This is a genomic window from Pseudoalteromonas sp. TB25, from assembly GCF_000497995.1.
GTDB classification, from domain to species: Bacteria; Pseudomonadota; Gammaproteobacteria; order Enterobacterales; family Alteromonadaceae; genus Pseudoalteromonas; species Pseudoalteromonas distincta.
The window spans coordinates 1-15,606 of sequence record NZ_AUTI01000056.1; the positions used below are offsets into that span (position 1 = coordinate 1).

Annotated in this window: 20 protein-coding genes; 16 read left to right on the plus strand and 4 right to left on the minus strand. The window is 38.2% G+C overall.

All coding sequences use genetic code 11. The annotated features are described in order from the left end of the window. The first annotated feature begins 154 nt into the window (after positions 1-154). Genes gspG through L652_RS0101025 form a run of 9 tightly spaced genes read left to right on the plus strand, consistent with a single transcriptional unit; the run spans position 155 to position 6,256 of the window. Positions 155-577: a type II secretion system major pseudopilin GspG gene (gene gspG / locus L652_RS0100985; protein ID WP_024596388.1), complete on the plus strand. Its 423-nt coding sequence runs from the start codon at positions 155-157 to the stop codon at positions 575-577. A 49-nt stretch (positions 578-626) separates the two neighbouring features. After that, a complete protein-coding gene (locus tag L652_RS0100990; RefSeq protein ID WP_024596389.1) occupies positions 627-1,214 on the plus strand; it encodes a prepilin-type N-terminal cleavage/methylation domain-containing protein in 588 nt (195 codons plus the stop codon). Continuing rightward, positions 1,214-1,588 carry a type II secretion system minor pseudopilin GspI gene (gene gspI, locus L652_RS0100995; protein WP_002962039.1) on the plus strand — a complete coding sequence of 125 codons (375 nt, stop codon included), beginning with the start codon at positions 1,214-1,216 and terminating at the stop codon, positions 1,586-1,588. Before L652_RS0100990 ends, gspI begins: the two co-directional genes overlap by 1 nt. Then, positions 1,589-2,227, plus strand: coding sequence for a type II secretion system minor pseudopilin GspJ (gene gspJ / locus L652_RS0101000; protein ID WP_024596390.1), 639 nt, complete (start codon positions 1,589-1,591; stop codon positions 2,225-2,227). Further along, entirely contained in the window at positions 2,220-3,209 is a 990-nt protein-coding gene (gene gspK, locus L652_RS0101005; protein ID WP_024596391.1) for a type II secretion system minor pseudopilin GspK, read from the plus strand. The genes gspJ and gspK overlap by 8 nt, the downstream gene beginning before the upstream one ends. After that, positions 3,206-4,414, plus strand: a complete 1,209-nt coding sequence (gene gspL / locus L652_RS0101010) for a type II secretion system protein GspL (RefSeq protein ID WP_024596392.1) — start codon at positions 3,206-3,208, stop codon at positions 4,412-4,414. The genes gspK and gspL overlap by 4 nt, the downstream gene beginning before the upstream one ends. Continuing rightward, a complete protein-coding gene (locus L652_RS0101015; RefSeq protein ID WP_024596393.1) occupies positions 4,411-4,884 on the plus strand; it encodes a type II secretion system protein M in 474 nt (157 codons plus the stop codon). Before gspL ends, L652_RS0101015 begins: the two co-directional genes overlap by 4 nt. 3 nt (positions 4,885-4,887) lie before the next feature. Further along, a complete protein-coding gene (locus tag L652_RS0101020; RefSeq protein ID WP_024596394.1) occupies positions 4,888-5,646 on the plus strand; it encodes a type II secretion system protein N in 759 nt (252 codons plus the stop codon). A gap of 22 nt (positions 5,647-5,668) precedes the next feature. Beyond that, entirely contained in the window at positions 5,669-6,256 is a 588-nt protein-coding gene (locus L652_RS0101025) for a UPF0149 family protein (protein ID WP_024596395.1), read from the plus strand. 27 nt (positions 6,257-6,283) lie between these two features. Here L652_RS0101025 and L652_RS0101030 read toward each other — a convergent pair whose 3' ends face one another. Both L652_RS0101030 and L652_RS0101035 read right to left on the minus strand, forming a co-directional pair. Then, positions 6,284-6,490 carry a hypothetical protein gene (locus tag L652_RS0101030; RefSeq protein ID WP_002962050.1) on the minus strand — a complete coding sequence of 69 codons (207 nt, stop codon included), beginning with the start codon at positions 6,488-6,490 and terminating at the stop codon, positions 6,284-6,286. Continuing rightward, entirely contained in the window at positions 6,490-6,849 is a 360-nt protein-coding gene (locus tag L652_RS0101035; RefSeq protein WP_002962051.1) for a hypothetical protein, read from the minus strand. The genes L652_RS0101030 and L652_RS0101035 overlap by 1 nt, the downstream gene beginning before the upstream one ends. A 288-nt stretch (positions 6,850-7,137) precedes the next feature. Between L652_RS0101035 and ccoG the strand changes: the two genes are divergently transcribed. From ccoG to L652_RS0101060, 5 genes are all read left to right on the plus strand, one after another. Further along, the gene (gene ccoG, locus L652_RS0101040) at positions 7,138-8,568 is read left to right on the plus strand and encodes a cytochrome c oxidase accessory protein CcoG (protein ID WP_002962052.1); all 1,431 of its coding nucleotides are present in this window, start codon (positions 7,138-7,140) and stop codon (positions 8,566-8,568) included. 85 nt (positions 8,569-8,653) lie between these two features. Next, positions 8,654-9,628, plus strand: a complete 975-nt coding sequence (locus tag L652_RS0101045; protein ID WP_024596396.1) for a serine/threonine protein kinase — start codon at positions 8,654-8,656, stop codon at positions 9,626-9,628. 34 nt (positions 9,629-9,662) lie between these two features. Next, entirely contained in the window at positions 9,663-10,286 is a 624-nt protein-coding gene (locus L652_RS0101050; protein WP_002962054.1) for a thiol:disulfide interchange protein DsbA/DsbL, read from the plus strand. Positions 10,287-10,302: 16 nt separating this feature from the next. Then, positions 10,303-10,941: a thiol:disulfide interchange protein DsbA/DsbL gene (locus tag L652_RS0101055; RefSeq protein ID WP_002962055.1), complete on the plus strand. Its 639-nt coding sequence runs from the start codon at positions 10,303-10,305 to the stop codon at positions 10,939-10,941. Between the two features lie 60 nt (positions 10,942-11,001). After that, positions 11,002-11,454 (plus strand): DUF523 domain-containing protein, encoded by a 453-nt coding sequence (locus tag L652_RS0101060; RefSeq protein ID WP_024596397.1) that lies wholly within the window; start codon positions 11,002-11,004, stop codon positions 11,452-11,454. Between the two features lie 10 nt (positions 11,455-11,464). On the opposite strand, the gene trmA is transcribed toward L652_RS0101060, so the two are convergent. Next, positions 11,465-12,562, minus strand: coding sequence for a tRNA (uridine(54)-C5)-methyltransferase TrmA (gene trmA, locus L652_RS0101065; RefSeq protein WP_024596398.1), 1,098 nt, complete (start codon positions 12,560-12,562; stop codon positions 11,465-11,467). A gap of 162 nt (positions 12,563-12,724) precedes the next feature. Between trmA and L652_RS0101070 the strand changes: the two genes are divergently transcribed. Further along, positions 12,725-13,864: a DUF5610 domain-containing protein gene (locus tag L652_RS0101070; RefSeq protein ID WP_024596399.1), complete on the plus strand. Its 1,140-nt coding sequence runs from the start codon at positions 12,725-12,727 to the stop codon at positions 13,862-13,864. A 65-nt stretch (positions 13,865-13,929) separates the two neighbouring features. Further along, positions 13,930-14,730, plus strand: a complete 801-nt coding sequence (gene murI, locus L652_RS0101075; protein WP_024596400.1) for a glutamate racemase — start codon at positions 13,930-13,932, stop codon at positions 14,728-14,730. Here the strand turns inward: murI and L652_RS0101080 are convergent. Beyond that, positions 14,693-15,172 (minus strand): RNA-binding protein, encoded by a 480-nt coding sequence (locus L652_RS0101080; protein ID WP_024596401.1) that lies wholly within the window; start codon positions 15,170-15,172, stop codon positions 14,693-14,695. The genes murI and L652_RS0101080 overlap by 38 nt on opposite strands. Positions 15,173-15,606: the final 434 nt, after the last annotated feature.

Below are 15,606 nucleotides of genomic sequence, written 5' to 3' on the forward strand. Positions count from 1 at the left end.
GGTTATTGTATTATTTATAGTAATGGCAATATTGCAGCCAATAATGGCGATGAATAAAGCTGTTGGACTTTAAGTTAGAATAAATTTTTAAATATATTAGTGGTTTTACCTAAACCATTTTTACTTAATGTTTTTAGAATAATGAGGTAATTACGTGAATAAACAATCAGGTTTTTCTTTACTAGAAGTGATGGTGGTACTGGTTATCATCGGGATGATTATGTCAATTGTTGCACCTAACATTATGGGTCAGCAAGAAGAGGCTGCTATTGATAAAGCACATCTAGATATCCAGCAATTAGAAGATGCAATGAGCTTATACAAGCTTAAAAATAAGAGCTACCCAAGCACAGAGCAAGGTCTTGAAGCGCTAGTTACCCAAACAAGCATTGAACCGCTTCCAAAACGTTTCCCTGATGGTGGCTTTATTAATGAATTACCAGAAGATCCTTGGGGTAATACTTATCAGTTAATTAGCCCAGGTGAAATTGGCAAGTTTGATATTTTTTCTATGGGCCCAGACGGTGAAGCAGGTACTGATGACGATATCGGTAACTGGGACGAAGAAAAACAATAATGCCTAAGTACACCGTTCTGTATGAACATGTTAATGCTAGAGGCTTGCTATGACAGCAAGCCTTAAGCAGCGCCATGCAAAAAGCAGAGGCTTTAGTTTAATAGAAATTTTAGTGGTATTAGTGATCATCGCTTTTGCCACCAAAATGGTGGTATATAGCTTAGAAGGCGGTGCTGAGGAGGAGTTAGATACTCAAGCACTAAGGCTGCATACCACCATTAATATGGCATCGGAATTTGCTATTTTAAACCAAGTTGAATTGGGCTTATTAGTAGAAGAAAATACATTAGAGTATTTAGTTTTCGATGGTGAAAAATGGATTACTTTTGACCGTGAAGATCTTTTTAAACCAATAGAATTAGATGAAAGATTAAAGCTCACGCTTAACTTAGAAGATTTAGCGTGGGCGCAAGATAACCTCTTAGAGCAATCTAACTGGCGCGAGCTTATGAGTGGCGGCGATGAAGACAGTTTACTTGAGCTTAAAAAGTTAAAAATCCCACAAGTACTTATTTTGTCATCAGGTGAGGTAAGCGCGTTTCAACTTATATTAGAGTTAAAAGAGCAAAGCGAGCCTGTGTATTACATTGAAGGTGAATTTACTGCACCAGTAAACTTTCGCCGAGAGCCAGAATAATGAAGCGCACTAAAGGGTTTACCTTATTAGAGGTGTTAGTGGCATTAAGTATTTGTGCCATGGCGGGTATAGCTGCAATGCAAGCAACAAGCGAGCATATACACCACTTAACGACTATTGAAGAGCAAACCTATGCATCTTGGGTCGCCGAAAACGTTATTATTGAACAGCGTACTAAAGGCGAACAATGGCAAGGTAAAAATAACCTTAAAGGCAGCGAAGTAATGGGCGGTGTTGAATGGTTTTGGCAGCAAGAAGTTACAGCCACTGCTGACAAAAGCTTTGTAAAACTAACCATAAATGTTTTTACGGATGAAAAATATGAGCATTCAGCATATGAGTTATCAACGTATTTAAATAAAGGCAAAAAGTAAGTGAAGCAGCGCGGGTTTACATTACTTGAAGTTATGGTTGCACTGGGTATTTTAGCTTTTGTTATTATTGCTACTCATCAAATACTCGAGACGACAACAAGAGCAAAAGATGCCTCCGATGAAAAGATTGCTGAGCTAAATGGATTGCAAACAACATTTAGATTAATGGATCAAGATTTTAGCCAAATGACCAAACGCTCAGTTCGCAATGAGTCGGGTGATGTTCAAGAACAATATTTACTTGCTGGTCGTTACGTTTTAGAAAGCCAATACGATGGTATTGCGTTTGTACGAGATGGCTGGATAAATCCAATTAATTTATTGCCACGTTCAGAACTACAAGCCGTTGGTTATAGAGTGATAGACGATAACCTTGAGCGTGTTTATCGGGTTTATGTTGATCAGCTTGATAATATGGAACCGCGAGTTCAACGTGTACTAGAAAATGTTGAAGAACTTAAGTTTGAGTTTTTGGATGATAAAAACGAATGGCAAGAACAGTGGGAAATTAAAGCTCTCCCTAAAGCGGTTGCTGTTACGTTGCAACAAATAGAAGCAGAGCCAATTCGTCGTGTATTTTTAGTTCCTGGGCAAGGCAAAGTTGTTGCTACACAAACTACGGATGTGAATAATGGTTAAGCAGCAATCATCGCGCGGCGCAGCACTTGTTATTGTTTTGTTTATTGTGGCATTAGCGGCTATTTTAGCAGTAGAAATGAGTGCTAATTTAATGGTTCAAGTGCAAAAAAGTACAAACTTGCAAGGTCACCAACAAGCTAAATGGTACGCCTACGGTGCAGAAGAGCTTGCTATTAAAGGGCTAATACAAAGTAAAAAAGATGATGCAGATAAAACAACACTCGATCAAGTGTGGGCAACTCAAGGAGATGCTTCATACCCTGTTGATAACGGCACGTTAAGTGGCAAAATTACAGATTTACAAGCATGTCTAAATTTAAATGCTTTAGCCATAGCGCCAGAAGAAAATAGCGCAAGTAAAACAAACCCTGCACACAAAGCACTCTTTGCATTACTTGAAAACATTGAAGATTTACCTGCTGACGAATCAGAAGAGACGATGGCAGATAGTGTATTTGATTGGCTTGATGAGAACAGTATTACATATCGCTCAGGCGCAGAAGAAGACGAGTACTTATCACGAGATTTTCCGTATATGACAGCCAATAGTTTATTTGCCTCAACATCGGAGCTGCGTTTAGTTAAGGGCTTTAATCCATTAGTGATGGAAAAAGTATTGCCATATGTATGTGTAATACCAGGCAGTACGCTTTTATCAATTAACGTAAATACATTATTGCCAGAGCAAGCGCTCATACTCAGTGCCTTGATAGAAAGCTTAAGCTTATCTGGCGCAGAAGCGGTGTTAGGCGCAAGACCGCAAACTGGCTTTGACACCATTGATGAATTTTTTGAACAGGTGAAGCAGCAAGGCGGTACTAATACTGACTCAATAAAAAGTCTATTTAGTATTAAAAGCGAATATTTTAAATTACAAACGCAGGCAAACTTTGTCGACCTGCGTTTTTCGATGACCACATTACTGCACGCTAAAGATGGCGACGTAACGATACTGGCGCGAAAATTTGGAGGCGTACAGTGACAGAAATACTGTTGATCCGCACGGGTCAAACCGAACAAGAATTACTTAACTGGTTAATTTACTCACCACAAGAACAAGAAATAATAGCCAGTGGCGAGTTACCAAATGCAGAGCATTTAAGTGAGCTAAGCGAAAAAGCATTTACCCGAGAAGTTGTCGTGTTATTACCCAGTGACCAAGTGCAATTAAAAACGGTCGCTTTGCCAACAAAATGGAATCGCAAGCTTGAGCAAGCATTGCCATACATGCTTGAAGAAGATATAGCATGTGACGTAGATGAACTGTTTATAGCTGTAGCGCAGCCGACAATGCTTGGTGAGCAACATGCAATTCGTGTAGCAATGACAGACCGTGAATGGTTTGAACAATGGCTCGCATTATTTGCTGAGCATAATCTATCAGTATACAGAATATTACCCGATGCTTTGTTGTTACCGCTTGCAGATGATGGTGCCGTAACTGCTATTGAGCTCAACAACCAATGGTTGTTTAAGCAAGGGCAATGGCATATTAGTGCGGTTGAATCTAGTTGGTTGAATGGCTATTTATCAGCCATGGGTAACCCCGACATTAAACATTTTAGCCCTGCTAATCAGTTTCCTGAAAGCGTTAACTTACAAGCCCAAACAAGCGATTACGATTTACCTCTAGCATTATTTGCAAAACAGTTAGATAGCGTTAATTTTAACTTACGCCAAGGTATGTATCAGCTTAAAAAACAAAGCGCTTTGTGGTGGGGTTACTGGAAAGGCGCCGCAATTATAGCAAGTGTTGCATTGGTTTCTACAATTACAATAAAAGCTATTGAGTTACACCAACTTAATACACAAGTGGAAGTAGCTAAAGCTCAAGTAGTCGACAGATATCAAAAAGCATTTCCGGGAACTAAAGTTCGCCCTAATCTAATTAAAAGCCAAATTAAAGGCGCGTTAGATAAAATACAAGGCTCAAGTGAATCCGGCTTTTTAGACTTAACGACTAATTTGGTTGATGTGTTTTCGCAAGTCAGCGAATTTACACCTGAAACACTTCGTTATGACAAACGTCGCAATGAGCTGCGAATTCGTGCACGGGCTAAAGACTTCCAAACTTTTGGTAAAGTAAAAATCATACTTGAAAAGCAAGGTTTAACTGTTGAGCAAGGGTCTTTAAATAATGACGGTGATTATGTCGTAGGCGAAATTAAACTGCGAGGTGCAGTATGAAAAAGCAGTTAATGAAACAGTGGCGTTCGCTTAAAGAGCAAGAACAACAATTGGTAATGGTCGCTGGTGGCGTGTTTATTATTTTTGTTTTAGTAATGGGAATATTTAGGCCATTAAATAACGCGATAGAAAAAGCACAGCAATCTCAAATTAAACAACAAGAGCTATTAGCTTGGGTTGATGACAGTATTGTTAAGCTAAAGGCTGCAGGCAACACCAGTGTTGCTAGCAATACAAACTTAAGCCAAGTGGTAAACTCTACTCGTGGACGCTATAAGATCAATATTAGTAAAATGCAGCCCAGTAGTGATTCTCTTCGTTTAACGCTCGACTCAGTAGAGTTTAATCAGTTAATAGAATGGCTAGATGAGCTAGTAAACCAGCATGGTTTAAAAATTGAAAATTTAGATTTAAGTCGCGATGATAAATCAGGCTATGTGCGCGTAAGCCGTTTAGTATTAGAGAATTAATTAATGAAAAAAATAATAACGTTATCGGCTGTCTTTTTAATTAGTTTTATTGTGTTTTATATTATTAAATTACCAGCACATATTGCACTAGATATAGCAAAGCCGTATTTTCCAAAGCAATTAGAAGTAGGCCAAACTGTAGGCACTGTTTGGCAAGGTCAAATGATGCAAGTTCGTTTTGATGGTGAACAGTTAAATAATGTGCGCTGGGATATTGCAGGCTGGAAATTATTTACGGGCAAACTAAATGCGAACATAAAATTTGGTAACCCACGAGAACGCAGTGATATTTCGGGTTACGCAGATGTAAGTTATGGGTTTTTTAATAAAAAAGTAATAGTGACTGATGCCCTAGTACGCTCCACTGTAGAGCGTGCAATGCAACGTGTGCAACTTCCTCTGCCTGTTACCGCTAAAGGGCGTGTGATTTTAGAACTTGATGAATACAGCTCAGGCGCACCTTATTGTGATTCACTAAAAGGTGAAATAGCGAGCCCTAATATTGATGTTCAAGGTTTAAATGGATGGTTTAATATTGGACCTCTAGCTGGTAAGTTAAGCTGTAAGTCGGGTGATGTTGCTATATTAATTGACCCAGATAATACGCTTGGCCTTGAGGCAGATGCTACACTCAAAGCTAATTTCGACTTTAGAGTGGCAGGTTATGTAAAACCAGATGCCAGCTTACCTAAAGATGTACATGATGCGGTTAAGTTTTTAGGCCGACCAGATAACCAAGGTCGCTACCCGCTCAACTTTTAATGTTTTAATATAAAGAGTTTTAATGCAAATACCCCAATTTACTGAGTTGCACGCAAAGCAGCTCAGCTCATTTTTAAATACCCAATCTCAAGCAATGACCCTTGTACAAAGCCAAGGCTATTTATTTGGTGTAATTTGTTCGCCTAACCCATTAGATGTACATGAGTGGCTTGAGCAGATATTGCCAAACACAGCTAATGATTTAGATGAAGAAATGCTTTTTTTGTTTATGGCGCTTTATCACAAAATTAGTGAGCAGGTGTTCGAAACTGGATATAAATTACCAGACACATTTGATGCTGAATTTTGTAAGTCGTGGAGTAAAGGCTTCTTAGTTGCAACGAAAGCTTATGCAGAACCTTTGTTAAATGCACCGCAATTAGACGTTGATTTTAAACAAGCACTAGAAAGTGCGTTAAGCACACTAAGCTTTTTTGCACTCGACCAACTAGCAATAGCTCAGATTGCCAAACAAAATAACATGACAATAGAAGCTTTGTGTCAGTATCAGTATGAATCTATGGGTGACTTTGCATTAGGGTTTGCTGAACTAATTGAAGTGGTCGCAATTAATAGCGGCTTGATAACCGACGAGAGTTGGGAAGAGTAATTATTAATACTAGGCGCTTAGTTTAATCTAAGTGCCTAGCTCTAATATAATATCCGTACAGCCTTGTTTGCACTTTACTATGCCTTTACCAGGCTCGCTGGTGGCTAAATCAAGTGTTAAAACCCCATTACACTTCTCACACTTTAATGTTTTGCCTTGCGCTAATTGCTTGAGCATATTGCGCTGCTTATGAAATGAGTCGCTTGCTTTTTTATTTAATCCTGAAAAATCCACTACTTTGCTCGCTTTTGCTCTAATGCTTCAGTCACTATTTTACATACCGTATTTAAACGGTCGTCATAAAAATAAAGGTTTAAGTCACGCTCACGACAATAGCGTAGGTGAAATAACTGAACAGAGTCATCTGTTGTAAACGTTTTTTCTACATACTCACCTTCAGATTCAGATAGTTTAAGTTGACTGCTGATCCTATTTTTCGCCATATTTGCAGCGGGGCTTCTGTTGACCTTGCTTGCATCACTTAAAAAGCCAATGCCTTCACCTAGTAACCTTTCGCGAGGTTCTTTTATAAGTGGGTGATCGATTGTAAAAAAGGCAAGGATCACAACTACCAAAATAATAAATTTTTTCATGGATACGTAAACCTTGATCTAAGTAGGGTTGAATTACCATGCAGTGTAATAAACTGCATTTTAAAAGCAAGTAACTGGGATGAATAAATTATTAGCAATCTATGCCAGTAATTTTAACCAACATTGTTATAATGGTTAACAGCAGTCAGATATTTCTGAAATATCTGAAAGTATTCGAGAAGGCAATTTATTAAAGTAAATATGCCTAGCAAGTAACTTGCTAACTTTAAGTATAGAGTACTTGAGTATTGCTGGATTTTTATTTCCAAGCGGCGTTGAGGAACTTCGATGGACAAGCAAATTAAAGTAAAGAATATCCCTGTAGAGGTGAAAATCCAAAAACCGGATTTAAGCCGTCAAGATGATAGGTTCAATCCCCGAAATCGTATTTATGTGCGTGCTGTAAAAGGCCTACATCAATTACTTAGACAGCGCATTGGCTTTTTAGGCCTGCTTGCGTTTATGTTACTACCTTGGATTAATTTTAATGGCCAGCAAGCTGTGCTGTTTGATCTAATTGGTCAAAAATACAATATTTTTGGTTTAACGCTATGGCCTCAAGATTTTACTATATTAGCGTTTATCTTTATGTTGGCAGCATTTGCGTTGTTTTTAGTGACCACCTTCTATGGACGGGTGTGGTGTGGCTATACATGTCCGCAAACTGTTTGGACTTTTATTTTTATTTGGTTCGAAGAAAAGCTTGAAGGCACGGCTAATCAACGTAAAAAACTCGATCAACGACCCATGAATTTTGATAAGTTTTGGCGTAAGACGGCAAAGCATACTAGTTGGGTATTGTTTTCGTTGTATACCGCAATTTCTTTTGTGGGTTATTTTACGCCAATAAGGGAGTTACTCCCTGACTTTGTAACGTTTGATGTAGGCGGTTATGCACTAGTCAGTATTATTTTCTTTGCAGCGTGTACTTATGGTAATGCCGGTTGGATGCGAGAAATTATGTGTTTACACATCTGTCCTTACTCTCGTTTTCAATCAGCTATGTTTGATAAAGACACATACACCGTAACGTACGACGAAAGCCGAGGTGAAAGCCGTGGTCCTCGTTCACGTAAAGTAGATCATAAAGATTTAGAACTAGGCGACTGTATAGACTGTAACTTGTGCGTTCAAGTGTGCCCAACAGGTATTGATATTAGAAATGGGCTACAAGCTGAGTGTATCAACTGTGGTGCATGTATTGATGCGTGTGATGGCGTAATGGATAAAATGGAATACCCGCGTGGGCTTATTTCATATACGACAGAGCGAAATCTCGAAACCCCAGAAAATAAAACAAATCCACTGCGAGCTAAAATTATTGGTTACACGGTCATACTTGTTGTGCTTACGGGAGCGCTTGTCGCTAATATAGCACTGCGTAAAACAATGGACTTTGATATTATTCGTGACCGAAACCAATTATATCGTGTCGATTTTGATGGTTTAGTAGAGAACACCTATACATTAAAGGTAATTAATAAAGCGCAGTACGAGCAAACCTTTAATATTAAAGTACAAGGGTTAGATAACTTTAAGTATATTGGTAAGCAGTCATTTACTGTGCAGGCAGGGGAATCTCATAACGTACCATTGTCACTTGTAATGGACCCTTATGATTTGAAGGCGCCGATGACTGAGTTTAACTTTGTGCTTTCACCGGTAGATGAGCCGGATGAGACAATATCGCAGTCGAGTAACTTTTTTAAAGCGCGATAATCGCAACTTACCTTAATTAGGTAAGTTGATATAGCAATTAACAAAAGCGGGTATATAACCCGCTTTTATTTTATATAAGAAGAGTATGAGTAAATTTAGTTTTATTGACTTAACACCTGATCTAATACTCGATGCAATAGAAAGCGTAGGTGTATACGCCGAATCTGGTTTATTAGCGCTCAATAGCTATGAAAACAGAGTGTACCAATTTAAAGCGGATGATGGCCTGCGTTACGTAGTGAAGTTTTATCGCCCAGAGCGCTGGAGTAAAGAGCAAATTCAAGAAGAGCATGACTTTGCATTTGAACTAGCGGATGCAGAAGTACCCGTTGTTGCCCCTATTTTATATAATGGGCAAAGCTTGTTTGAACACGAAGGGTATTTGTTTGTGTTGTTTCCAAGTGTAGGCGGGCGTTTATTTGAGGTTGATAATTTAGATCAGCTTGATGTAATGGGGCGATTAATTGGCCGAATGCACCAAGTAGCTAAAACAAAACCTTTTACTTATAGGCCAACAGTTACCTGCGAGGAGTATTTGCATACAGCCAAAGTTCATCTTCAAAAAAGTAACTTAGTGCCCATGGGAATAAATACTGCCTTTTATACTATTTTAGATTTAGTGATAGAGCAGGCGCAAAAACAGTATAAAGATGTGCAAAGTATTCGCTTACATGGTGACTGCCACGTTGGTAATATTTTATGGGCAGGTGATGCGCTAATGTTTGTTGATTTAGATGACAGCCGCCAAGGTCCTGCAATCCAAGATTTATGGATGATGCTCAGTGGCGATAGAGCGACGCAACTGTTACAGTTAGACACCCTTGTAAATGCGTATGAAGAGTTTTGTGATTTTGATCACTCTCAACTCAAATTAATTGAACCGCTGCGAGCAATGCGTATTATCCATTATATGGGATGGGTAGCTAAACGATGGAGTGATCCTGCTTTTGTGCGGAACTTTACATGGTTTGCTGATGACAAATACTGGGAGCAACAAATTTTAGCACTGAAAGAGCAGCTTGCAGCATTGCAAGAAGCACCGTTAAAGTTATTGCCGTAATATTTTATTTAAAGACAAGTACAACGAGATACAAATGCTTAAAAAATTAAAACTGAGTTTATTACTTTTATGTTTACCATTTGCAGCACTTGCTGCACAGTTTGAAGTTGATAATCAATACACTGTTATAGATGTAGACAAAAGCAAGTCACCGCAAGTAACCGAGTTTTTCTCATTTTACTGTCCACATTGCTTTAAGTTTGAACCAGTAGCAAAAGCAATTGAAAAAGGCTTGCCAGAAGGCGCTGAGTTTATTAAAAACCACGTTAACTTTTTAGGTGGCGTGTCGCCACAAGCACAAAGTAATTTAAGCTTTGCCTACTTAATTGCTAAGCAGCATGGTCAGGCGCAAAGCATTAGCGATCAAATTTTTAAAAGTATCCATGTTCAACGTGCACCATTAACTGAAATGAAAGACGTTAAAAAATTACTTGAAGTAAATGGTATTGATAGCGCAACGTTTGATCAAGAGATTGCAAGCATGCCTGTTATTTCAGCTGAGCAAGCAATGCAAAACAAACAGAATAAATATTCAAAATTAGGCGCACTTACAGGTGTACCTACTTTTATTGTTAACGATAAATATAAAATAAACCTCAACACCATCAAAAATCAAAAAGAACTTGATGAGTTAGTAGCGTTTTTATTAGCACTATAAATTTCGGAGTATAATAATGATTAAATTAGTTAAAGCAGGTTTGCTTGCAATATTACTTCCTATGGCAGCAACAAGCTTTGCAGCAACGTATGAAGAAGGCGTGCATTACGACGTAGTTTCTGAGCGTGCAACTAAAAAGCCAGAGGTTAAAGAGTTCTTCTCATTTTACTGCCCTGCATGTAATAACATGGAAGCACTAATTGGTGAGTTTAAGCCTAAGCTTGATAAAAACGTTAAATTTAAAAAGAGCCATGTTGATTTTGTAGGTGTACGTGACCCAGAAAACCAACAGATGATGAGCCAAGCTCTGGCGACAGCTGAAGTGCTTCCACAAAAAGATCAGATTATTTCTGCAATCTTTAATCATATCCATACAAAGCGCGCTAAATTTAATGAGCTTGCAGATGTAAAAGATATATTTGTAGCGCAGGGCGTTGATGGTGATAAGTTTGATAAGCTGTTTAAAAGCTTCTCGGTACGTACGCTGAGCTCTAAAATGAAACGCGATCAAGACTACTTTAAAGAAAAAGGCGCACTTCGTGGCGTACCTACCTTTATTGTAAATGGTAAGTACAAATTAAACCTAGGTCGTGAGTCGGGTATTACTAAACCTGAAGACATTAGCAAATTAATAAATTACTTAGCTAACAAGTAACTTTAGCTAAAACAAAAAAAGCTCCTTAAGGAGCTTTTTTTGTTTTATAAGGATATAGCGATGGAAAAAATATTAGTATCGAGTTGTTTGCTAGGGCAGCCTGTTCGCTACGATGGCAGAGGACACGCAATTTTGCATCCACCGCTTAATTTGTGGCAAAAACAAAATAGGTTAATTGTGTTTTGTCCTGAGGTCGCTGGTGGGCTTCCTACTCCTAGAGCTCCTGCTGAAATAATACAGGGGAGTGTAGTTACTAATTTAGGAGAAGATGTAACAGAACAGTTTCAAACTGGAGCTAATATAGCGCTAGAACTCTGTAAAAAGAATCAAGTTCGTTTTGCTCTACTTAAAGAATCGAGCCCTTCTTGCGGACGAAATACAATATATGATGGAAAGCATCACGGAGTAAAAATCGAAGAGCTAGGTTTAACTACAGCATTATTAATAAAAAATGGTATTCAAGTATTTAGTGAAGAGCAAATACCAGCACTTATAAAAGTACTGGCACTTTAATTTTGGCTGGTTATTTGCGCTGTAAGAAAACACCCGACTCAATGTGATGTGTATATGGGAACTGATCAAATATAGCAAAGCGCTTAACGTTATGCGTACGTGTTAAGTGATCAAGGTCACGCTCAAGAGTTTCAGGGTTGCACGATATATAAATTATGCTTTCGTAGTTAGCTACTAAGTCACACGTTAATTCATCCATGCCCGCGCGTGGTGGATCAACTAATATGGTTTGGCAGTCATAGCTTTTTAAATCAATCCCTTCTAAACGCGAAAAAGTACGCTCGCCATTCATTGCTTGAGTAAACTCTTCACTCGACATACGAATAATATCTAAGTTTTCTACGTTGTTTTTAGCAATGTTGTATTGAGCAGAATGAACAGATGATTTTGATATTTCCGTAGCTAATACTTTATTAAAAGAACCTGCTAATGCAATTGAAAAGTTACCGTTACCACAATACAGTTCTAGTAAATCATTTTTAAGTGGTTTACATAAATCTTGTGCCCACTCCAGCATATTAATATTTACTTTTGCATTAGGCTGAGTAAAGCTATTTTCTACTTGTTGATAAATAAGCTCTTGCCCATTAACTGTTAAACGTTCAGTTACAAAGTCATCACCTAGTACTTCTTTTTGTTTACGAGCACGGCCTATAAAGTCAATTTTGTATTTACTGCTAAGCTTTTCTTTCAGTGCTTTAATTTCACTTAACCATTCATCATCCAGTGGTTTGTGATAAAGCAAGCTTACTAAAATTTCACCGCTTAGCGTTGATAGGTAATCGATTTGAAATAACTTACGGCGTAATATTTCACAAGGCTTAAGATTTTCAATCATCACCTGCATTATTTCACCTACTAGAGGCGCTGCTGGATCAAATGTATCAACACGGATTTTTTCTTTTGTTCGTTGATCAAACATAATGTGAAACAGATCATCACCGTCGTGCCATACTCTAAATTCAGCACGTTGGCGGTAGTTAGTTGGCTCTGAGCTAAATACTTCTAATTGCTCCACACCAAAACGTTGAAACTGCGCACTAATACGCTGCTCTTTTTCACTTAACTGCGCTTGGTACTGTGTGGTATCTATTTTAATAACTGCCATTAACGCTACTACCTTATCTAAGATCTGTTTATCGGCGCTATTGTAGGGAGCGCTGCGTATTTGTCTAGTTTTGGCTAGCATTTATGCTGTTTTATTGAACATTGTACTTTAGTTTTTGTTGTTGTAGCCGATAATAAACTACGCACGCTTAGGAGACGAATCATGAAAATAGGTAATTATGGCTTTACGCCAAACAACAACATCAATAAATTCAATAATAAAGCTGATATACAGCAACCTACAATTACGTCTCCTCAAGATAGCTATCAACAACGAGGCCGAGAGTTGGCCGCAAACGTGCTTGGCGATAAAATGGCTGAGCAGCTTGGATTGCCTATCGCAGAAAAAAAAGCAGATAAACCACTATTTGATTTTGATGAAATAGTAAAAAACGTACTCGATTTTGTAAGTAGTGCTGTTAATAAAGCAAAAGCTAACGGCGCTGATGACGAAAAGCTCAAAGATATGTTAGGCGATGCGCGCAAAGGCGTCCAAATAGGGATAGACGACGCTGTTGATGAACTCAAAGGTACAGGCGTATTTAATGATGACATGGAAGAGGGCATTAATAAGTCCAAAGAGGGAATTTACAATGGGCTGGATAAGTTTGAAGAGTCGTTATTTAACCCACAACCTGCCAGCGTAAATATAAGCCAGGCCCAATACGTCAGTATGACGAGTAATGCAGAGTATAAATTTACTACCGCAGAAGGCGATGAGGTAAGTATTAGCTTTGCTGATGCATTTGAATCTCAATCGGCAAGTGGCTATCAGCAAAATAGTAATAGTGAGTCGTTTGCAAGCTCATCATCGCAATCTCGACAGGTATCATTTTCGATGTCGGTAAATGGTGACTTAAACGAGCAAGAGCAAGAAGCTATTAATGCGATGATGGAAGACTTACAAGATTTAAGTAAAACCTTTTTTGGTGGTGATTTAGATGAAGCATTTGAACAAGCGCAAGAGCTGAGTTTAGACAGCGATCAGCTGGTGGCTTTTTCTATGGATTTACGCCAAACAAAAACAATAGCAACAGTTAAAAGCTATGAAGAATATAAACCAGCACCAGAAAAACAAGTAGCAGAGGGTTTAGCCCCTTTTAATGACGACCTTAAAAATGCTTTTGAAAAAGCGGGTGAGCTTGGATTACAAAATCAGCTAGCTGGCATTCTCCAATGGTTAAATCAAGATCAGGAACAAATAGATAAGTTAGTAGATTATACAAAGTCTATGTTCGAAAACCTTAATCAGTTAAATTCAGCAGCCAACAGGCTTACTGATTTAGAAGCCACGCAAAGTTAAACTACTTTCTTTTATAAAAACCTCATGGCAAACTGCCGTTCTTAAAGTAAAGTAGGAACGGTAGTTTGTCAGCGCATATAATGGTCTTTGATTCAGGTATTGGTGGAACTACTGTACTTGAACATATCAAGCAAAGTATCCCCAATGCTCAGTACAGCTATTTTATGGATAATGCATTACTACCTTATGGTGCTCAATCCCAACAAACTATAATTAACCGGTTATGTTCACTTATTCATTTCATCAAAGCCAACACGCTTAACGTCGATTTAATTGTAATAGCGTGTAATACAGCTTCTACATCTGCACTCAGCGCTGTTCGCCAAATTACGGATATTCCTATTGTAGGTGTTGTGCCAGCAATAAAGCCTGCGGCAGAATTAACACGCTCAAATCATATTGGCTTGTTAGCCACACCGGCAACGGTCGCCAGTTCATACACAAAAACATTAATTGCTGAACATGCACGTAATGTGATCGTTAATCTGTATAGCAGTGTTGAATTAGTAACGTTAGCTGAGGAATGCTTTTTTACAGGCTCTTTAGATACAAATAAGTTGTATCAAGTACTTGATGAACTACATATAGATAAAACAATAGATGTACTTGTACTAGGGTGTACGCACTTTCCGATATTAGCAGAGCCGATTAGTCAGTATTTTGAAGGGAATGTAAAATTACTTGATTCAGGTGTAGCGATAGCAAATAGAGTCAACTTCCTACTTAACCAACTTAACTTATGTGTGGATAAACAAACAGACATAAAAAAGCCGCTGCAATATTATGCAACGGCTGATGTGTTTAGCAATAAGCTAGCGGTAAAGCTAGTTACACTGACTGATCCGTCTCAGTACGTAGAGCATTAGAATCATCTTCTTGTTTTTGTTTTGCTTCACGTACCTTTAAAGTACGTTGTTGGAACTCGCTATCGTTCAAGTTAGCAATTGCATTGTCTGCATCAGCTTGCGCCATTTCAACAAAACCAAAGCCACGACGTTTGCCAGTATTCTTATCCTTTAATAAACGAACATTGAATACTTTGCCTTGTTCTTCAAATAATGCACGAACCACACCTTCGTTTGCACGATAAGGAAGGTTACCAACATAAAGCGTTTTTGTTTTAACTTCAGCTTCTTCAGTCACATCAGATGATATTGCAGCAATAGCAATCGCACCTATTAATAAACCAGCACCAAATAGTAATGCAGGGTTTAAAGCTAAGCCGCCTAAAGCAAACTCAACAACAACAAAACCAACTACAGCAAGAATAACAGAGAAGATAAAAGATTTTTGATCGGGTAATTTCATTTTAGATCTACCAATAAACAGGAAATAAACATTAATTTAACATTGTGAACTTGCTATCTTAACGCCTAAATCAAACATAGCAATGATATTTGTATTAAATAATAAATAAGAGCATAAAAAAGCATCATCTTAGACGGGTTTTCATGTGGTTTTACGTGGTTTTGTTCTATTTTTGTTCGAACAGTAAAAAGATCTAAAAAAAGGGTTGATCTGTTTTCGGATCTCCCTATAATGCGACCCCACTGAGACGGGAAAGGCCAACGCATAGCGAGGCACGAACTACTCAGAGAGTTAAATAAAACTTCGGTTTTAAATCTTCCAAAAGAAAATTTAAAACAAAGTGTTGACTCAAAAAATAAAGGGTGTATTATTCGCATCCCTTGAGACGCTAAAGCGACTCAAAACGTTCTTTAACAATATAAAGCAATCATCTG